This window comes from Bradyrhizobium tropiciagri (assembly GCF_018130545.1).
GTDB lineage: Bacteria > Pseudomonadota > Alphaproteobacteria > Rhizobiales > Xanthobacteraceae > Bradyrhizobium > Bradyrhizobium tropiciagri_A.
Map to the genome: position 1 here is coordinate 1159681 of NZ_JAFCKF010000002.1, position 18001 is coordinate 1177681.

Consider the following 18001-nt stretch of genomic DNA (forward strand, 5'->3'; position numbering starts at 1 on the left):
TCGCCATTTCCTTGCGAGGTCCCATGACCATCTCCGAAGCCACCAAACTCTCCCCGCCGCGCGCGACCTCCGTGCGTCCGCTGATCTGGATCGGCGCCATCACCACCGGCACCGTCGTCACCAATCTGTTTGCCCCGCAGATCCTGGTCGGCCTGATCGGCCGCTCGCTCGGCATGACCGCGCTGCAGGCCGGCCTGATCTCGACGTTGACCCTGCTCGGCTACGCCCTCGGCCTGCTGTTGCTGGTGCCGCTGGTCGACCTCGTCGAGAACAAGCGGCTGATCCTGCGCACGCTGGCCTGCGCCATCGTCGCCGCGATCGGCACCGCGATGGCACCGACACCGCTGATCTTGCTCGCCGCTACCTTCATCCTCGGCGCGTCCTGCGCCGCGATCCAGATGGTGGTGCCGCTGGTGGCCTCGATGGTGCCGCCGGAGCGCCGGGGACAGGCGATCGGCGATGTGATGAGCGGCCTGATGATCGGCATCCTGCTGTCTCGCCCGATGGCGAGCCTGATCGCGGACAGCTGGAGCTGGCGCGGCTACTACCTCACGTCAGCCGTGCTGATGACGGTGCTCGCGTGTGCGCTGGCGCGCGCGCTGCCGACGCTGCAACCGGCGGCAAAGGTCAGCTACGGCACGCTGCTGCGTTCGTTTCCAAAGCTGCTCCGCGAGGAGCCGGTGCTGCGCGTGCGGTCCTGGACCGCGGCGCTGGTGATGGCCTCGTTCACCGCATTCTGGGCCGCCGTCGCCCTGCGCCTGCCGGACGTGCCGTTCAAGCTCGATGCCAAGGGGATCGCGCTGTTCGCCCTGATCGGCGTCGCGGGCGCCGCAGCGACGCCGCTCGCGGGCCGCTGGGGCGATCGCGGCTTGGCGCGGCCGCTCCTGATTATCTCGCACCTGATGATCATCGGCGCGCTTGCGCTATGCGCCTGGGCCGGCGTGCTCGAGTCCCGGATCGGAGCCCTTGTCGTGCTGAGCGTCGGCACCGTCCTGCTCGACTTCGGGATCACCACCGATCAAACGCTCGGCCGCCGCGCCGTCAACCTATTGCGGCCCGAGGCGCGCGGCCGGATCAACGGCCTGTTCGTGGCGCTGTTCTTCATCGGCGGCGCAGTCGGCGCCGCGGCGGCGTCAGCGGCGTGGAGCTTTGGCGGCTGGACGGCGGTCTGTGCGGTGGCTGCGGCGTTCGGCGTGCTCGGATTCATCACCGACCTCGTGACGAAGACAGGTTCGGAGTGACCGACGCTATGGAGCGCGTTGCGAGAGCCATCGCAACGCGCCCTTCCCGGCGGCCGCCCCCGTGGCGAACGACGCCTGCAACAGGTAGCCGCCGGTCGGAGCTTCCCAGTCGAGCATCTCGCCGGCGGCGAAGACACCGGGCGATTTGTGCAGCATGAAATGCGCGTCGAGTTCGCTGAACGCGATCCCGCCCGCGGTCGAGATCGCGCGATCAATCGGCGCAATGCCCGTGACCTGAACCGGAATCGCGTTGATCAGCTGCGCAAGCTCACCCGGTGAGAACGATGTCAGTGGCCGGCCGGACGCAATCGCCGCCTCCTGCATCAGGCCGATGCCAACAGGCGAGACTTGCGCCGCCTTGCGCAGGAAATTCGCGAGCGACTGCTTGCCGCGCGTCCCGGATAGGCGGGTGGTCAGCGCGGCGGCGTCGAGGTCCGGCCGCAGCGCGATCGTCAGCGTCGCCTGCCCGATACCCAGCACCGCCTCGCGCAATTCGGCCGACAGCGCATAGATGGCGCCGCCCTCGATGCCGGCGCGGGTGACGACGGCCTCGCCGCGCACCGTATGCGGACCGATCGTGAGCGCGACGCCCTTCAGCGGCTGTCCCTCAAACCGGTCGCGGAAGATATTCGACCACGCAACGGTGAAGCCGGAATTGGCCGGTCGCATCGGCGCCACGGCGACGCCCTTCGCCGCAAGGAGCTCTGCCCAGGCACCATCCGAGCCGAGCCGCGACCAGCTCGCGCCGCCGAGCGCGAGCACGGTCGCATCGGCATTGACCGCACGCAGGCCATCTGAAGTCTCGAAGAGCACTCCGCCCTGCGCGTCCCATCCGGTCCAGCGATGCCGGAACGCGAATGCAACGCCCGCGGCATCGAGCCGCCGCAGCCAGGCGCGCAATAAAGGCGAAGCCTTGAAGGCCTTGGGAAACACGCGGCCGCTGGTGCCGACAAAGGTCGGCTGACCCAGAGCCTCGCACCAGTCGCGCAAGGCATCCGGCGGAAACACCTCGACCGCGGATTTGAGATGCGGCATCGCCTCGCGATAGCGCGCGAGGAAATCCGGCAGCGGCTCGCTATGGGTGAGATTGAGCCCGCCGCGACCAGCCATCAGGAATTTACGGCCGGCCGACGGCATCGCGTCGTAGACGGTGACGGCAGCGCCACCTTGCGCGAGCACTTCCGCCGCCATCAGGCCGGCAGGTCCGGCTCCGATGACGGCGACGATCATGCTCAGAGCTTGATCCCGGCCCGCGCGGCGGCCTGGGCGACGTATTTTTGCGTCTGCTCGAATGCGCCCTGCAGTGCCTTCGCGGTCGACATGTCGCTGATGTCCTTGAAGTGCGCGGCAACGCCGTCGGGGGTCCATTCGGACTGCGGCAGGTTGACACCTTCGGTCTCCAGCACCCGGATGACCGCGAACGAGCCGGCGCCGGCGCCCATGATGGTACGGGTCGGTGCGTCCTCGCTCAGCAGGAATTCGACCGCCGGCGTGATTGCCTCCGGCTTCATCAGCTGCAGAGCCTGCGGCGGCAGCAACTCCTCGGTCATGCGGGTCGCCGCGGTCGGCGAGATGGTGTTGACCTTGATGTTGTTCTTGCGGCCCTCTTCGGCGAGCACGTTCATCAGGCCGACCATGCCGGCCTTCGCCGCGCCGTAATTGGCCTGGCCGAAATTGCCGAACAGGCCGGACGACGAGGTCGTCAGCACGATGCGGCCGTAATTGCGCTCGCGCATGCCGGCCCACACCGCCTTGCAGCAGTAGAAGGTGCCGGTGAGATGCACGTCGAGCACCTTGGCCCAGTCGGCGACCTCCATCTTGGCAAACGACTTGTCGCGCAAGATGCCTGCATTGGCGCAGAGCAGATCGACGCTGCCCCACTCCTTGGTTGCGCGCTCGACCATCGCGGTGACCTGCTCGAAGTTCGAGACGTCGGCGCCGTCGGCCATCGCGGTGCCGCCCGCCTTGCGGATCTCCTCGACCACGGTCTCGGCCGGCGACAGCGACCCGCCGGTGCCGTCGCGCGCGCCGCCGAAATCGTTGACCACGACCTTGGCGCCGCGGCTAGCCAGCCCCAGCGCATGCGCCCGCCCAAGACCATTGCCCGCGCCGGTGACGATGGCGACGCGTCCGTCAAACCTGATTGCCATATGCATGTCCTGTTTTCGTCCCTTCTCCCCTTGTCGGAGAAGGTGGCGCGCGCAAGCGCGCCGGATGAGGGGTTCTCTCCACGGATGCGCGCGCGGAGAGAGACCCCTCACCCGGCTTCATCTCGCTCCGCTCGATCTCGCCACCCTCTCCCGTAAGGGGAGAATGTGCATGCCCGAGCGGCATGAAAAGGTTGGGGACTTTTGAGCAGCGATGAATGGCCGGGTCAAGTCCGGCCACAGGTGGTGATGACGGCCGCGCGGCGGGCTAAACGTCCGGGGTCATCGACCCGCAGGGCTTCAGGCTTTTGATCAGGTGCCCGTTCCAGCACTCGTGATGCTCCTGGGCGTGGCTGATCAAGCCGATCACCAGCAAACCGACCACGACAAGTCCGGCGACGAAGTTCTGCACCATGGCTGCCACTCCCGGGACCGCACCGCCTCAAGGGCGCATGATGGACACCAGGAACCGTGGTCGTCAATGCGCTGCATCGACCATGCAAGCAGCGCACCACTTGAGAAGGCAGAATTGGGGAGGGCTCGCTCCACCTCTCCCGCTGCGGGAAAGGTGGAGTTACTCAACCATCTCTCAGAGCCTTTTCCGTTCCGATTGAATCGGAACGGGGCTCTGGATTCTTGTTCGGACGCGTTTTCTTCACGCGAACCGGTGTCCACTTCGCTGAAAAACGCTCTAGCTGAAATAGATCAGGCCGAGCCAATCGGCGACCAGCGCGGGCTTGTCCTCGCCCTCGATCTCGACCGTGACGTTGGTGCGCGACAGCAGCTCCTTCGGCTTGCGCAGCGTGGCTTCCGCCAGCACGAAGCGGCCGCGCACGCGCTTTCCCGAGCGCACCGGCGAGATGAAGCGCAGCTTGTCGAAGCCATAATTGACGCCCATCGCGGTGCCCTCGAGCACCGGCATCACCTCGTAGGACATGATCGACAGCAGCGACATCGTGAGGAAGCCATGGGCGATCGTGGTGCCGAACGCGGTCTCCTTCTTGGCCCGCTCGGGATCGACATGGATAAACTGGTGATCCTCGATCACGTCGGCATAGGTGTCGATGCGGCCCTGATCCAGCAGGTGCCATGACGACACGCCGATCTCCTTGCCGACCATGCCCTGGTAGGTTTCCAGCGACACCGGCGGCTTCTTCCAGACTTCGTTCATTGCTAACCTCCGCTAACCGGAGGTCCGCACCTTCTGCAGCTCCGGGAATTCTTCCTCGCGGAACTCGGCTCCGCGCAGCGCATCGCTTCTGACATTGTCATGTTCGAGCCGGCGCAACTGCACGCGACGGATTTTTCCAGAAATCGTCTTGGGCAGTTCGGTGACCAGCTCGATCTTGCGGATGCGTTTAAACGGTGCGAGCCGGGTGTGCAAATGTTTGAAGATCGACAGCGCGGTCTCCGGAGAGCGCTCGACGCCTGAGACCAGCAGCACATAGGCCTTCGGGACCGCCAGCCGGATCGGGTCCGGGCTCGGCACCACGGCGGCCTCCGCCACCGCGTCGTGCTCCAGCAGCACGCTTTCGAGCTCGAATGGCGAGATGCGGTAGTCGGAGGATTTGAACACGTCGTCGGTGCGGCCGACGAAGGTGAGATAGCCCTCGTCATCGGTGAACACGACATCGCCGCTGCGATAGATCTCGCCGTCGGTGCCGATCAGTCTGCCGTCGTCGCCCTGATAACCCTGCATCAGTCCGGCCGGACGGTCAGCGCCGAGCAGCAACGTCACCTCGCCCTCCTTCGCGGCATGGCCGTCATTGTCGGTCACTTGCACGCGATAACCCGGCAGCGGCCGGCCCATCGAGCCGACCTTCACCTTCTGCCCCGGCGAGTTGCCCGCCAGCGCCGTGGTCTCGGTCTGGCCGTAGCCGTCGCGGATGGTGAGGCCCCAGGCCGATTTGACCTGGTCGATGATCTCGGGATTGAGCGGCTCGCCGGCGCCGCAGACCTCGCGCAGCGAGACCTTGAAGCTTGCAAGATCCTCCTGGATGAACATCCGCCATACCGTCGGCGGCGCGCACAGCGTGGTGACGCCGCAGCGGCCGATGATCGAGAGCAGTCCCTTCGCCTCGAACCGCGGCTGGTTGGCGATGAAGATCGTGGCGCCGGCATTCCACGGCGCGAAGAAGCAGCTCCAGGCATGCTTGGCCCAGCCGGGCGAGGAGATGTTGAGATGGACGTCGCCGGGCTGCAGGCCGATCCAGTACATGGTCGAGAGATGGCCGACCGGATAGCTGCGCTGGCTATGGCGCACCAGTTTTGGTTTCGCCGTGGTGCCCGAGGTGAAATACAGCAGCATCGGATCGTCGGCCTTGGTCGGGCCATCTGACGCAAATGCATCCGACGCCTTGGCCGCATCCTCGAACGGCAGCCAGCCGTCGGTCGCCTGCGTCGCGCCGACCACAATACGCACCAGCTTGTCGCTGCCGAGGCCGGCGAATTTCGCGACCTGATCCTGGGTGGCAACCACCGCCTTCGCCTTACCGCGATCGAGCCGGTCGCGCAGCTCGTCGGCGGTGAGCAGCGTGGTCGCAGGGATCACGACGACGCCGAGCTTCATCGCCGCCAGCATGGTCTCCCACAGCGGCACGACATTGCCGAGCAGCAGCAACAGATGATCGCCGCGCTTCAGCCCCTGCCCGCGCAGGAAATTTGCCACTTGATTGGAGCGGCGCGACAGCTCTGCGAACGACAGCTTGGTCTCGTTGCCGCTGGCGGCCTCGACGATCCACAGCGCTGGGCGATCGCGGCTATCGGCATTGCGCGCCAGCTCGGCATCGAACCAATCCAGCGCCCAGTTGAACGGCACCGGATCCGGCCAACGAAATCCCTTCACCGCCGTGTCGTAGTCGGTGCGGTGCTTGAGCAGAAAGGCGCGTGCGTCTTGAAATGTGGTCATCCGGCTTCACCACGTTTTCTGGCGTCATCCTGAAGAGCTGCGCGAAGCGCGGTGTCTCGAAGGATGGGCCACAAGCACCGCATCCTTCGAGGCTCGCTGGCGCTCGCACCTCAGGATGACGGAACCAATACTACTTCCCAGCGAGGCTGCGAACGTGCTGGATAATTCCGGAAAAGTCGACCCCGCCGTGGCCCGACGCGTCGAAGGTCTTATAGAGCTCCTGCGCATGCTTGCCGAGCGGCGTCACCGCGCCGGCGGCGTTGGCGGCGTCCTGGGCCAGCGTCAGGTCCTTCACCATCAGGTTTGAAGCGAAACCGGGCTTGTAGTCGTTGTTTGCCGGCGAAGTCGGCACCGGGCCGGGAACCGGGCAATAAGTCGTCAGCGACCAGCACTGCCCCGACGAGGTCGAGGCGACGTCGAACAGCGCCTGGTGCGACAGGCCGAGCTTTTCGGCCAGCACGAAGGCCTCGCCAACCGCGATCATGGAAATGCCGAGGATCATGTTGTTGCAGATCTTGGCCGCCTGCCCTGCGCCGCCGGCGCCGCAATGCACGATCTTCTTGCCCATGTTTGCGAGCATCGGCTGGGCCGCCGCGAAGGCGTTCGGCTCACCACCGCACATGAAGGTCAGCGTCGCGCCCTTGGCGCCGCCGGTGCCGCCGGAGACCGGTGCATCGACCGAGGCCATGCCGTGCTTGGCGGCCAGCGCATGCGCCTGCTTGGCGCTTTCGACGTCGATGGTCGAGCAGTCGATGATCAGCGCGCCCTTGCCCATCGCGGGCAGCACTTCGTTCCAGACGCCGAGCACATGCTTGCCGGCCGGCAGCATGGTGATGACGACATCGGCGCCCTTCACTGCGCCAACGCCGCTCTCGGCGATCGCGGCACCGTCGCTCCTGGCCTGATCGCGGGATGCGGCGACCAGATCGAACGCGGTCACCTTGTGGCCGGCCTTGACCAGATTGGCCGCCATCGGCCCGCCCATATTGCCGAGCCCGATGAATGCGACGTTTGCCATGGGAAGTCCTCCGCTTGCGACGTTTCTATTTGCTGTCGGGAAATTTCAATTCGTCGGCGCCGATCTCGGCGAAGTAAGGCACGAGCATCTCCGGCGTCACGTCCGCGATATCAGGCGGCGACCATTTCGGATTGCGGTCCTTGTCGATCACGGCGGCGCGCACGCCCTCGCGGAAATCGTCGCTGGCGAACACTTCCAGCGCCGCGCGATATTCGCGCACGAGACACTCTTCCAATGTCTCGGTCGCCCGCGCCAGCCGCAGCAGTTTCAGCGTCACCACCATGCCACGCGGCGATTTCTCGCCGAGCGCCTTCAAGGTCGATTGCGCCAATTCGGAGCCATCGGCCTTCAGCGCCGCAACAATGTCCTCCATCCGTCCGCGCGCGAACCAGCCGTCGACCCTGGCCTGCATCGCGGCCACCGGCCCGGAGGTCTCGCCGGTGGCAAAACCCGCGATCAGCCGGTCGATCTCGGCCGAGCTCGTGCCCTGGGCAACCTTGGTCAGCGCCTCGCGCAGTGCCGGGAGCTTTGCACTCGGCACCACAGCGTCGGCGAATTTGGCGTAGATCGCGTCCGGACCATTCATGGTGGTGCCGGTGAGACCAAAATAGGTGCCGATCTCGCCGGGCGAACGCGACAGCAGATAGGTGCCGCCGACATCGGGGAAGAAGCCGAGCCCGACTTCGGGCATCGCAAGCTTGGTCTTCTCGGTCACCACGCGGTGGCGGCCATGCGCCGACAGCCCGACGCCGCCGCCCATCACGAGTCCGTCCATGAACGCGACATAGGGCTTCGGATACTTAGCGATCCGCGCATTCATGATGTATTCCTGGCGCCAGAAGACCTTGCCGAGGTCTCCCTTCGCCTTCGAGCTCTCCCAGAGCCCGCGGATGTCGCCGCCAGCGCATAGCCCGCGTTCGCCGGCGCCTTCCAGCAGTACAACAGCAACGTCGGGATCAGCCTCGAACCGGTCCAGCGCGGCGTCGATACCTTCGGACATTTCGAGCGTCATGGCATTGATCGCCTTCGGCCGGTTGAGCCGGATCACGCCAACAGAGCCTTCGCGGCGGACGATCAGATCGCCTTCCGCCACCGTCGCATCATTCATCGTGCGCCCTCGATCAACTTGCGCGACACGATCAGCCGCATGATTTCATTGGTGCCTTCGAGGATCTGGTGCACGCGCAGATCGCGCACGATCTTCTCGACGCCGTATTCGCTGAGATAGCCGTAGCCGCCATGCAGTTGCAGCGCCTGGTTGGCGACCTCGAAGCCGACATCGGTGCCGAAGCGTTTTGCCATCGCGCACAGCATGGAGGCGTCCGCATCCTTGCGGTCGAGCGCGGCGGCGGCGCGCCACAGGAAGGTGCGTGCGGCCTCGAGCTCGGTTGCCATGTCGGCGATCTTGAATTGCAGCGCCTGGAATTCGTCGAGCCGTTTACCGAAGGCCTTGCGGTCCTTCATGTAGGCCAGCGCCTTGTCGAGCGCCGTTTGCGCGCCACCGAGCGAACACGCCGCGATGTTGAGGCGGCCGCCGTCGAGCCCGGCCATCGCGATCTTGAAGCCGATGCCCTCCTCGCCGAGCCGGTTGGCGACCGGCACGCGCGCGTTCTCGAACACCACGGCGCGGGTCGGCTGCGCGTTCCAGCCCATCTTGCGTTCATTGGCGCCGAACGACACGCCCGGCGTCTTGCCGTCGATCACAATCGTCGACACGCCACCGGGACCGTCACCACCGGTGCGCACCATCGCGACCAGAAGGTCCGTGCTTCCGGCGCCCGAGATGAACTGCTTCTGGCCGTTGAGCACGTAATGATCGCCGTCGCGCACCGCGCGGGTGCGCAGCGCTGCGGCATCCGAGCCGGCACCCGGCTCGGTCAGGCAGTAGCTGGCGATCAGCTCCATGGTGCAGAGCTTCGGCAGCCATTGGTGGCGCTGGGTGTCGTTGCCATAGGCATCGATCATCCAGGACGCCATGTTGTGGATCGAGATGAAGGCCGAGGTAGTCGGGCAACCCGTCGCCAGCGCCTCGAAGATCAGCGCGGCGTCGAACCGCGTCATCGCCGAGCCGCCGACATCGTCCTTGATATAGATGCCGCCGATGCCGAGGCCGGCGGCCTCGCGCATCACGTCGACCGGAAAGTGCTTTGTCTCGTCCCATTCGAGCGCGTGCGGCGCGATCTTTTCCGCCGCAAACGCCCGCGCCATGTCGCGAACCGCGATCTGGTCCTCGTTGAGAGCGAACTGCATCATTGCCTCGCTCTAAAGCGACTTACTTCATCGTCGGGATCGAGAACTCAGCACCTTCCTTGACGCCGGACGGCCAGCGCGAGGTCACCGTCTTGGTCTTGGTGTAGAAGCGGATCGAGTCCGGACCGTGCTGGTTGAGATCGCCGAAGCCGGACTTCTTCCAGCCGCCGAAGGTGTAATAGGCGATCGGCACCGGGATCGGCACGTTGATGCCGACCATGCCGACATTGACCTTGGCGGCGAAATCGCGCGCGGCGTCGCCGTCGCGGGTGAAGATCGCAACGCCGTTGCCGTAGTCATGGTCGGACGGCAGCGCCAGCGCCTCGTGGTAGTCGTGGGCGCGCACCACCGACAGCACCGGGCCGAAGATCTCTTCCTTGTAGATCCGCATGTCCTTGGTGACGTTGTCGAACAGCGAACCGCCGAGATAGAAGCCCTTCTCGTAGCCCTGCATCTTGAAGCCGCGACCGTCGACCGCGAGCTTGGCGCCTTCCTTGATGCCGATGTCGATGTAGCTCTTGACCTTCTCGACCGCCTCGCGGGTCACCAGCGGGCCGTAATCGGCCGACGGATCGACCGAGGTGCCGATCTTGAGCGACTCGACGCGCGGGATCAGCTTTTCCATCAGACGATCGGCCGTGGTCTTGCCGACCGGGACCGCGACCGAGACCGCCATGCAGCGCTCACCGGCCGAGCCGTAGCCGGCGCCGATCAGCGCGTCGACCGTCTGGTCCATATCGGCGTCGGGCATGATGATGGCGTGGTTCTTGGCGCCGCCGAAGCACTGGCAGCGCTTGCCCGTCTGCGCCGCGCGCTCATAGATATACTGTGCAATGGGCGTCGAGCCGACGAAGCCGATCGCCTTGATGTCGGGATCGTCGAGGATGGCGTCGACCGCTTCCTTGTCACCGTTGACGACATTGAGGATGCCGGCCGGCAGCCCCGCCTCGATCATCAGCGCGGCGAGCGCCATCGGCACGCCGGGATCGCGCTCCGACGGCTTCAGGATGAAGGCGTTGCCGCAGGCGATCGCGGGCGCGAACTTCCACATCGGAATCATCGCCGGGAAATTGAACGGCGTGATGCCGGCAACGACGCCGAGCGGCTGCCGCATCGAATAGATGTCGATGCCGGGGCCGGCGCCTTCGGTGTATTCCCCCTTCATCAGATGCGGGATGCCACAGGCGAACTCGGCGACCTCGAGGCCGCGCTGGATGTCGCCCTTGGCATCGGGAACCGTCTTGCCGTGCTCGCGCGCCAACAGCTCAGCGAGCTTGTCGTAGTCGCGCTGCACCAGCTCGACGAACTTCATCATGACGCGGGCGCGGCGCTGCGGGTTGGTCGCGGCCCATTCCGGTTGCGCGGCCTTGGCGTTCTCGACCGCGGCGCGGAGCTCGGCCTTCGAGGCCAGCGCCACCTTGCCCTGAACTTCGCCGGTCATCGGCTCGAAAACGTCAGCCGTACGGCCCGAGGTACCCTTGACCTCCTTGCCACCGATGAAATGTCCGATTGAGCGCATGGAAAACCTCCCTGAAGAGCCTGAATCGCCAGCCGGCCGGCGGCATCACTTTACAAACCCTATTGACCCTGCATTTTATAGGATTCAAGTCCGATAAATTGCACCATAGATGTGCGGAAATGCTGGATCAAGGCGGCGGCACAATCGACTGGGATGACTTCCGCTTCGTGCTTGCCATCGTGCGCGGCGGGTCGGTTTCGGCTGCCGCCAAGCAGCTGGGCGTCGATCATGCCACAGTGATCCGGCGTGTCGACCGGCTGGAAGGCCACCTCTCCGCAAAACTGTTTGATCGCCGCAAGACCGGCTATCTGCTGACCGAGGCCGGCCAGCGCGTTGCCGACAGCGCCGAGGCGATGGAATCCACCATCGTCGCCAACCAGGAGGCGGTCGGCGGCTCGCGCGCGCATCTCACCGGCACGGTGCGGATCGGCGCGCCCGACGGCTTCGGTAGCCATTTCCTGGCCTCGCGGCTGGTCAAGTTCACGGAGCGGTATCCCGATCTCGATCTGCAACTCGTCGCCACCGCGCGGTTGTTCTCGCTCTCCAAGCGCGAGGCCGACATCGCGATCAGCCTGACCATGCCGAAGGAAGGCCGCATCGTCGGCCGCAAGCTACTCGACTACACGCTCGGGCTTTATGCCGCACCCGGCTATCTCGCGCAGGCGCCCAAGATTGCCGCGCGCACCGACCTGCCCCAGCACCGCTTCGTCGGCTACATCGAGGAGTTGCTGTTCACCCCGGAGCTGGACTATCTGCCGCAGGTCTCGCCAAAGATCTCCGCGAAATTCCGCAGCGCCAATCTGATTGCGCAGCTCAACGCCACCATCGCCGGCTTCGGCATCGCCGTGCTGCCGCATTTCATGGCGAGCGCCCACCCGGAGTTGCAGCCGGTGCTACCCAACGAGGTGCGGATCTCGCGCACCTTCTGGCTCCTGATGCACGCCGACAGCAAGGACCTCGCCCGCATCCGCGCGGTGGCGGATTACATCTACGAGACCGTGGAAACCGAGCGCGCGCTGTTCAGCGGACCGTAGGGCTCATCAGCGGCGTCAGGCGGATCGGATGCCTCGGGGGTCAGTATCCCGGTTCGATGCGACATAGTCGATCTCGCCACGCGAGATACCGATGTCCATGAGCTCGTGATCACTCAGGCTGCCGAGATCAACTCGCAGCCGCTCCCATTTGCGCCATTCCTGAATGGCATCCCAAAAGCCCTTGAAGACTTTGGGGACCCGCAGCGCAGTCGTCTGGGCCGAGTTGGTTGGGCTATAGGTCGTGCTCATTTCAGCACCTCCAGGATCGTTCTTTCCACCCCGACAAGCTTGCCGCGGCGTGAGCGAGCGCGCTTCACGGGCGGCTTACATTTTCCTCACCGGCCGCTTATTCTTGACGCTGGACGCAGTGCCAAAGCGCCTCCTGACGCTCTCATCAGAGGCACACCCAAGGGATTCGCAGCTTGCGCTATCTCTTCGAGGAGTACGCACTCGACATGGACCGGCGCGAGTTGCATCGCGGGACGGGCATGGTCTCGATTGCGCCACAGGTATTCGACCTGCTCGTCTTCCTGATCCGCAACAGGGAGCGTGTCGTCAGCAAGGACGATGTCATCGAGGCGATCTGGAATGGGCGTGCCGTATCCGAAGCAGCCCTGACCACACGCTTCAACGCGGTACGGAACGCAATCGGCGATTCCGGCGAGGAGCAGCGCCTCATCAAGACGCTACCCCGTAAGGGTTTCCGGTTCATCGGTGCGGTCCGGGAAGAACGGGCCCCGGCAATGGACGCCGCCCCGACAGAACCGCGACAGCCCAGTGTCGCGCTTCCCGACAAGCCGTCGATTGCCGTGCTGCCCTTCCAGAACCTGAGTGCCGACCCGGAACAGGAGTATTTCGCCGACGGTGTCGTGGAAGAGATCACGATGGCGCTGTCGCGGTTTCGCTGGCTGCTTGTGATCGCGCGTAATTCGAGCTTCACCTACAAGGGCCGGCCCGTGGACATCAAGCGGGTCGGCCGGGAACTCGCGGTGCGCTATGTCCTCGAAGGGAGCGTGCGCAAGGCCGGAAATCGCATTCGGATCGCCGGTCAGTTGATCGATGCCGAGACCGGAGCGCATCTCTGGGCAGACCGCTTTGATGGTGCGCTCAAGGATATCTTCGATCTGCAGGACCAGGTGACCTCCACGGTGGTGGGCGCGATCGCGCCCATGCTGCAGCGCGAGGAAATCAGGCGAGCCAGGCGCAAACCAACCGAAAATCTGGATGCATACGACTATTACCTGCGCGGGTTGGCGATCGTTCGTCGCTGGACCAGGGAAGCGAACGGCGAAGCGCTCGAGCTCTTTTGCAAGGCGATTCAGCTCGACCCCAGTCTGGCGTGCGCCTATGGCATGGCCGGGTGGTGCTACATCCAGCGCAAAGCGCGTCGCTGGATGATCGATCGTGAGCAGGAAACTGCCGAAGCGACGCGGCTAGGGTGGAAAGCGGTGCATCTGGGAACAGATGACCCGGCAGCGATGTGTATGGGTGCGTATGTGCTTGCCTTCATCGCCCATGATTTCGATGACGCCATTGAATTCGTGGATCGCGGGCTGGCGATCAATCCGAACTTGGCGCAAGCTTGGAATATTGGTGCCTGGGTGAGGATTTTTAGAGGTGAGCCCGACCTCGTCCTTGACTACACGGCGCGAGCGATGCGCCTGAGCCCGGTCGATCCGTCGAACTACAGTGTACACGCGGCGGTGTCGTATGCTCACTTTCTCTCGGGCCGCTATGATGCGGCGTCGTCATGGGCCGACAAGGCGTTGCGGGACAACCCGGATTTCCTGCTGGCAATCTGCATGTCCGCCGCCTGCAATGCGCTCGCCGGACGCCTTGAACCAGCACGGAAAGGCATCGCTCGTGCCCGCGAACGCAATCCCGATCTAAGCATCTCCAACCTGGAAGATCTGGCACCCTTTCAACGGGCGGAGGATGTTGCCCGTTTTGCCAAGGGTCTTCGCAAAGCGGGGCTCCCGGACTGATCGGGAGGTTGCAACCCGTCCCGAGCTGCAACCGGTGCACGCCGACAGCAAGGACCTCGCCCTCATCAGCGCTGTGGCGGATTACATCTACGAAACCGTGGAAGCCGAGTGCCCGCTGTTCTGCGGGACGACCTGACTGGCGCTGGGCCATCGGGCTCAGCTTGGGAAATGCCTTGGTTTGAGAAATGCCTTGGCGGCGCGGCGCTTCATCCTTAAACCGTATTTTGGACGGATCCTGAGTAGGGAGTAACACTGTGCCCGACCCGGAAAGTCTTCCAATCGATCAGATTTACGTGCCCGTCAAGAAGCGGAAAACGCTGAGGCCTGAGCTCGTTCAGGAAGTCGCGGCGAGTATTCTGGAAGTTGGGCAACAAGTCCCCATTCTCGTTCGGCCCGATGAGGGCCGCCTCGTTTTACTCGAGGGATTGCATCGGCTCGAGGCCTGCAAGGCGCTTGGCGAGACAACCATTCTCGGAGTCAGGGGTTCAGGCGAGACCGCTCACCACAAGGCGCTGTTGTCCGACGGAGCTGAAGCCGAGGCCGAGCGGGACAAGATGGCGCGATTGAAGAAGCTGCGCCTCGAAAAAGAAGCTGCCGAGAGATCCTCCGCCTCCGCAGACGCAATCGAAACTCAATCAGCCAAGCTTCGGTCGGCTCGTTCCGGAACGAGCACCGGACGAGGGTCGTCGGTCGATCCACGATCGAAAACGAGGACCCTGTCGGAATGGCTCACACAACAGAAGCGCGATGGTGGTCGCTATTGACTGCAGCCTCGGCCATCAAAGTCGGAGCGAGCATGCAATGGGCCATTACTCCGAAGGCCTCGCAGCGCTGAGGCCGTCCAAAGGGGGCCTCATGCCTTCGTCGCGGACGAAAACTCAACCGGGGAGATCCAGCGCCTCGTCGCAGGAACTCCCCTAGTTCGCTTTGGCACGCGGCTTCTTCGCCACCGCCGGCCGACCGAGCACCGCCTCGCGGCCTGCGCTCAGGATCTCGTCGGACATTTCGCCGTTACCCGCGATCCGCGACATCACGATGGTGCCCATCATGGTCGCGAGAGCGGCCATCGCCTGCTTGCGGGCGGTCTTGCGCGGCACGTCCTGAATCTGGTCGGTGATCATGTCGATCATCTGGTCGAGCTTGAGGGCAAAGGCCTTGCGGGTCTTCGGGCTCTCCCGGGCGATCTCGGCGCCGAGCGCCGGCACCGCGCAGCCCTGGCCGGGCTCATCGCGATGAACAGCCGACAGGTAGCCGTCGACGATGGTCGCCAGCCGCTTCTCCGGCGGCACCTCCGCGGTCACCTTCCGCCAGCGCTCGTTGGCGCGGTCCATCGCGTAGTTGAAGGCCTCGATCACCAGCGCCTCGCGCGAATCGAAATGCGCGTAGAAGCCGCCATGGGTGAGGCCCGCGTCCTTCATCAGGTCGGCGACGCCGATGCCATGGGCGCCCTTCTCGCGCAGCCGCGTCGCAGCCCGCTTCACGATCCGCGCGTGGGTCTCCTGCTTATGCTCTTTCGAATAGCGCATGCCGCTCTCATGGAATGTTTCCAATCATATAATAGCAGATTTGCAGCCACGGCGCTGCATTTATTTCGTCTTATTCAGCGCTGGGGTTCCGCGCCCAGCATGGAAAATGTCGCGGTCGCGTGCACCGCAAGATTGCCCTTGCCATCGCGGACCAAGCCCTCGGTGTAGCTGGTCTGGCGGCCAAGCTTGATCACCTTGCCCTCGGCCGCGATGGTTCCGGAGCGCGCCGAGAGCGGGCGCAGATAGGTCAGCTTCAGGTCGAGCGTCACCGATGTCTGCCCCGCCGGCAGCAGGGTCGAGATCGCGCAGCCCATCGCGGTATCGAGGAGCGCCGCGGCGGTCGCGCCGTGCAGCAGGCCGATGGTGTTCTCGAGGCTCTCATGCGCCTCGAGTTCCATCACGATGCGCCCTTCCTCGACCGCGGCCACGCGGAAGCCGATCAGTTTGGCCATCGGCGGCGGCGGCAGATGGCCGTCGCGGATCGCGCGCATCGCCGCGATCCCGGACATCGGCAGCGCCGCCTTCGCCACCGGCCCCGGCGCCTGCCATTCCACCACGCGCGTGCGCTTGAGATCGGGCGAATGAAGATCAGTGGTCTCGGCAGCGGTCATGACGGCTCCATTTATATGATCAATATAATTCTATATGTCAGCGCCGCGCGGCGCAACCACGGTGCCAGCGCCTTGACAGAGGCATGCTTTGTCCGGGACATGGCGCGATCAATTCCTGCGCCGGGACGATTTCCATGGACATGCTCAATCCCCACTGCGGCATCGACCGCGACTCCAGAGGCGTCGTCCGCCTCACGATCTGCAACGCCGGCAAGCTGAACATCGTCAGTTCAGCCGTGACCAACGGCGTGCGCGAAGGCTTTGAGCATCTCGCCGCCGACCGCAGCGTCCGCGCGGTGATCCTGGCCGGCGAAAGCGAGCGCAGCATGATCGGCGGCGCCGACATCAAGGAGATGGCGACGCTCGACCAGACATCCGCCGAAGCGTTCATCAGCCGGCTGCGCGATCTCTGCGAGGCCGTGCGCAAATTCCCGGCGCCGGTGATCGCCCGCCTGCCCGGCTGGTGCCTCGGCGGCGGTCTCGAAGTCGCCGCTGCCTGCGACGTCCGGGTCGCGGCGCATGACGCGATGTTCGGCATGCCCGAGGTGCGCGTCGGGATCCCCTCGGTGATCCACGCAGCGCTCTTGCCGCGGCTGATCGGCTGGGGCCGCGCCCGCTGGCTGATGATGACCGCGGAAAACATCGATGCGCCAACCGCGCTCGCCTGGGGTCTCGTCGACACCGTGGCAAAACCCGGTGGCCTCGATGAGGCGGTCGAGCACACGGTGAAGGCGCTGCTGGAATGCGGCCCCGAAGCGCTGCGCATCCAGAAAGACCTGCTGCGGCAGTGGGAAGAGCTGCCGCTGACCGAGTCGGTCAACCTCAGCGTCGGCGTGTTCGGAAAATCCTTCCAGACCGGCGAGCCGCAGCGGCTGTTGCAGGGATTTCTCGATCGGAAGCGGTAAGCGTCTGAGATCTCGTAGCCCGGATTGCGCTTCGCTCCGTCCGGGCTACGCTGACGTCAATCGAGGTCCGCCATGAACGATCCGATCTTCGGCAGGCGCGACGGCGTGTGGCTCAACGAGCCGGAACGCTGGACTGCGGACGGCGACAGCCTCCGTGTCGCCACCGGCAACGCCACCGATTTCTGGCGCGAGACGCATTACGGCTTCACGCGCGATAGCGGGCATTTTTTAGGCTTCCCGACCGCCGGCGCCTTCACCGCGGAATTGCGCATCCAGGGCAAGTTCGCGGCGCTCTACGATCAAGCCGGCATCATGGTGCGGGTCGACGCGCAGCACTGGGTCAAGGCCGGGATCGAGTTCTCCGACGGCCACGCGATGCTGTCGAGCGTGTTGACCCGCGGCCAATCGGATTGGACCACGGCCCCCTACGCGCACGACGCCCGCGACTTCCGGCTGCGCGTAACGGTTTCGAATGGCGTGTTGCGCCTGCAGGTTTCAGCGGACGGCGAGCTTTGGCCACTGATGCGGCTCGCGCCATTCCCGAAGGCCAGTTCCTATCTGGTGGGCCCGATGGCATGCACGCCCGAGCGAGCCGGACTTGAGGTCAGCTTCTCCGCGTTCCGGCTGACGCCACCGCTCGGCAAGGATCTGCACGATCTCAGTTAAAGGCCGATCTTGGTCTCCATCCGAATTGACAGACTGTTGACCGCACCCACCGGCTCATTAGTCTAGGCTGTATCGCGGGACAGAGGCTTCACATCGAGAACGTCGATCGGAGCGCTGTCCTGCCAAATCTACGATCAAACAACAATCGCTATCGGGACAAACGCACGGGGTCAGAACTCAAGAGCAGCAGG

18 protein-coding genes are annotated in these 18001 nt (G+C 64.8%); 6 read left to right on the forward strand and 12 right to left on the reverse strand.

The features are described 5' to 3' along the window. Window positions 1-23: 23 nt before the first annotated feature. Window positions 24-1241 carry an MFS transporter gene (locus JQ616_RS12175; RefSeq protein WP_212014587.1) on the forward strand — a complete coding sequence of 406 codons (1218 nt, stop codon included), beginning with the start codon at window positions 24-26 and terminating at the stop codon, window positions 1239-1241. Window positions 1242-1247: 6 nt separating this feature from the next. Here the strand turns inward: JQ616_RS12175 and JQ616_RS12180 are convergent, their stop codons facing one another. The 9 genes from JQ616_RS12180 to JQ616_RS12220 all read right to left on the reverse strand — a co-directional run bounded on the left by JQ616_RS12180 (window position 1248) and on the right by JQ616_RS12220 (window position 11083). Continuing rightward, window positions 1248-2471, reverse strand: coding sequence for an NAD(P)/FAD-dependent oxidoreductase (locus JQ616_RS12180; RefSeq protein WP_212014588.1), 1224 nt, complete (start codon window positions 2469-2471; stop codon window positions 1248-1250). Window positions 2472-2473: 2 nt separating this feature from the next. After that, entirely contained in the window at window positions 2474-3391 is a 918-nt protein-coding gene (locus JQ616_RS12185; RefSeq protein WP_212014589.1) for an SDR family NAD(P)-dependent oxidoreductase, read from the reverse strand. Between the two features lie 265 nt (window positions 3392-3656). Continuing rightward, the gene (locus tag JQ616_RS12190) at window positions 3657-3803 is read right to left on the reverse strand and encodes a hypothetical protein (RefSeq protein ID WP_249136630.1); all 147 of its coding nucleotides are present in this window, start codon (window positions 3801-3803) and stop codon (window positions 3657-3659) included. Between the two features lie 276 nt (window positions 3804-4079). Then, window positions 4080-4559 carry a MaoC family dehydratase gene (locus JQ616_RS12195; RefSeq protein ID WP_050418862.1) on the reverse strand — a complete coding sequence of 160 codons (480 nt, stop codon included), beginning with the start codon at window positions 4557-4559 and terminating at the stop codon, window positions 4080-4082. A 12-nt stretch (window positions 4560-4571) separates the two neighbouring features. Continuing rightward, entirely contained in the window at window positions 4572-6296 is a 1725-nt protein-coding gene (locus JQ616_RS12200; RefSeq protein WP_212014591.1) for an AMP-binding protein, read from the reverse strand. Between the two features lie 130 nt (window positions 6297-6426). Continuing rightward, window positions 6427-7314 (reverse strand): 3-hydroxyisobutyrate dehydrogenase, encoded by an 888-nt coding sequence (gene mmsB / locus JQ616_RS12205; RefSeq protein WP_212014593.1) that lies wholly within the window; start codon window positions 7312-7314, stop codon window positions 6427-6429. A gap of 25 nt (window positions 7315-7339) precedes the next feature. Next, window positions 7340-8422 (reverse strand): enoyl-CoA hydratase/isomerase family protein, encoded by a 1083-nt coding sequence (locus JQ616_RS12210; RefSeq protein WP_212014594.1) that lies wholly within the window; start codon window positions 8420-8422, stop codon window positions 7340-7342. Then, complete coding sequence (locus JQ616_RS12215) at window positions 8419-9564, reverse strand: isobutyryl-CoA dehydrogenase (RefSeq protein WP_212014839.1); 1146 nt, start codon at window positions 9562-9564, stop codon at window positions 8419-8421. The genes JQ616_RS12210 and JQ616_RS12215 overlap by 4 nt, the downstream gene beginning before the upstream one ends. 22 nt (window positions 9565-9586) lie before the next feature. After that, the gene (locus JQ616_RS12220; RefSeq protein ID WP_212014595.1) at window positions 9587-11083 is read right to left on the reverse strand and encodes a CoA-acylating methylmalonate-semialdehyde dehydrogenase; all 1497 of its coding nucleotides are present in this window, start codon (window positions 11081-11083) and stop codon (window positions 9587-9589) included. A 119-nt stretch (window positions 11084-11202) separates the two neighbouring features. On the opposite strand from JQ616_RS12220, the gene JQ616_RS12225 reads away from it, so the two are divergent. Next, entirely contained in the window at window positions 11203-12117 is a 915-nt protein-coding gene (locus tag JQ616_RS12225; protein WP_212014841.1) for a LysR family transcriptional regulator, read from the forward strand. Window positions 12118-12132: 15 nt separating this feature from the next. Here the strand turns inward: JQ616_RS12225 and JQ616_RS12230 are convergent, their stop codons facing one another. After that, complete coding sequence (locus JQ616_RS12230; RefSeq protein WP_212014596.1) at window positions 12133-12366, reverse strand: DUF1127 domain-containing protein; 234 nt, start codon at window positions 12364-12366, stop codon at window positions 12133-12135. 173 nt (window positions 12367-12539) lie between these two features. Between JQ616_RS12230 and JQ616_RS12235 the strand changes: the two genes are divergently transcribed. Continuing rightward, window positions 12540-14102, forward strand: coding sequence for a winged helix-turn-helix domain-containing tetratricopeptide repeat protein (locus tag JQ616_RS12235; RefSeq protein WP_212014597.1), 1563 nt, complete (start codon window positions 12540-12542; stop codon window positions 14100-14102). A gap of 254 nt (window positions 14103-14356) precedes the next feature. Further along, window positions 14357-14866: a ParB N-terminal domain-containing protein gene (locus JQ616_RS12240; protein WP_212014598.1), complete on the forward strand. Its 510-nt coding sequence runs from the start codon at window positions 14357-14359 to the stop codon at window positions 14864-14866. Between the two features lie 153 nt (window positions 14867-15019). Here JQ616_RS12240 and JQ616_RS12245 read toward each other — a convergent pair whose 3' ends face one another. Together JQ616_RS12245 and JQ616_RS12250 are read right to left on the reverse strand one after the other, a co-directional pair. Then, the gene (locus tag JQ616_RS12245; RefSeq protein ID WP_212014599.1) at window positions 15020-15628 is read right to left on the reverse strand and encodes a TetR/AcrR family transcriptional regulator; all 609 of its coding nucleotides are present in this window, start codon (window positions 15626-15628) and stop codon (window positions 15020-15022) included. A 74-nt stretch (window positions 15629-15702) separates the two neighbouring features. Beyond that, window positions 15703-16239 carry a PaaI family thioesterase gene (locus tag JQ616_RS12250; RefSeq protein WP_212014601.1) on the reverse strand — a complete coding sequence of 179 codons (537 nt, stop codon included), beginning with the start codon at window positions 16237-16239 and terminating at the stop codon, window positions 15703-15705. Between the two features lie 134 nt (window positions 16240-16373). Here JQ616_RS12250 and JQ616_RS12255 point away from each other — a divergent pair, with 134 nt between their 5' ends. Then, window positions 16374-17144, forward strand: a complete 771-nt coding sequence (locus JQ616_RS12255; protein ID WP_212014603.1) for an enoyl-CoA hydratase — start codon at window positions 16374-16376, stop codon at window positions 17142-17144. A 72-nt stretch (window positions 17145-17216) separates the two neighbouring features. Then, entirely contained in the window at window positions 17217-17810 is a 594-nt protein-coding gene (locus JQ616_RS12260) for a DUF1349 domain-containing protein (RefSeq protein ID WP_212014605.1), read from the forward strand. Window positions 17811-18001: the final 191 nt, after the last annotated feature.

Bases quoted from the DNA above. Each gene is read 5' to 3' on its own strand.
- JQ616_RS12255 (WP_212014603.1), top strand. From the start codon at position 16,374: ATGGACATGCTCAATCCCCACTGCGGCATCGACCGCGACTCCAGAGGC.
- JQ616_RS12175 (WP_212014587.1), top strand. From the start codon at position 24: ATGACCATCTCCGAAGCCACCAAACTCTCCCCGCCGCGCGCGACCTCC.
- JQ616_RS12200 (WP_212014591.1), bottom strand. From the start codon at position 6,296: ATGACCACATTTCAAGACGCACGCGCCTTTCTGCTCAAGCACCGCACC.
- JQ616_RS12215 (WP_212014839.1), bottom strand. From the start codon at position 9,564: ATGCAGTTCGCTCTCAACGAGGACCAGATCGCGGTTCGCGACATGGCG.
- JQ616_RS12185 (WP_212014589.1), bottom strand. From the start codon at position 3,391: ATGGCAATCAGGTTTGACGGACGCGTCGCCATCGTCACCGGCGCGGGC.
- JQ616_RS12190 (WP_249136630.1), bottom strand. From the start codon at position 3,803: ATGGTGCAGAACTTCGTCGCCGGACTTGTCGTGGTCGGTTTGCTGGTG.
- JQ616_RS12230 (WP_212014596.1), bottom strand. From the start codon at position 12,366: ATGAGCACGACCTATAGCCCAACCAACTCGGCCCAGACGACTGCGCTG.
- JQ616_RS12250 (WP_212014601.1), bottom strand. From the start codon at position 16,239: ATGACCGCTGCCGAGACCACTGATCTTCATTCGCCCGATCTCAAGCGC.
- JQ616_RS12245 (WP_212014599.1), bottom strand. From the start codon at position 15,628: ATGCGCTATTCGAAAGAGCATAAGCAGGAGACCCACGCGCGGATCGTG.
- JQ616_RS12180 (WP_212014588.1), bottom strand. From the start codon at position 2,471: ATGATCGTCGCCGTCATCGGAGCCGGACCTGCCGGCCTGATGGCGGCG.
- JQ616_RS12260 (WP_212014605.1), top strand. From the start codon at position 17,217: ATGAACGATCCGATCTTCGGCAGGCGCGACGGCGTGTGGCTCAACGAG.
- JQ616_RS12195 (WP_050418862.1), bottom strand. From the start codon at position 4,559: ATGAACGAAGTCTGGAAGAAGCCGCCGGTGTCGCTGGAAACCTACCAG.
- JQ616_RS12225 (WP_212014841.1), top strand. From the start codon at position 11,203: ATGCTGGATCAAGGCGGCGGCACAATCGACTGGGATGACTTCCGCTTC.
- JQ616_RS12210 (WP_212014594.1), bottom strand. From the start codon at position 8,422: ATGAATGATGCGACGGTGGCGGAAGGCGATCTGATCGTCCGCCGCGAA.
- JQ616_RS12220 (WP_212014595.1), bottom strand. From the start codon at position 11,083: ATGCGCTCAATCGGACATTTCATCGGTGGCAAGGAGGTCAAGGGTACC.
- mmsB (WP_212014593.1), bottom strand. From the start codon at position 7,314: ATGGCAAACGTCGCATTCATCGGGCTCGGCAATATGGGCGGGCCGATG.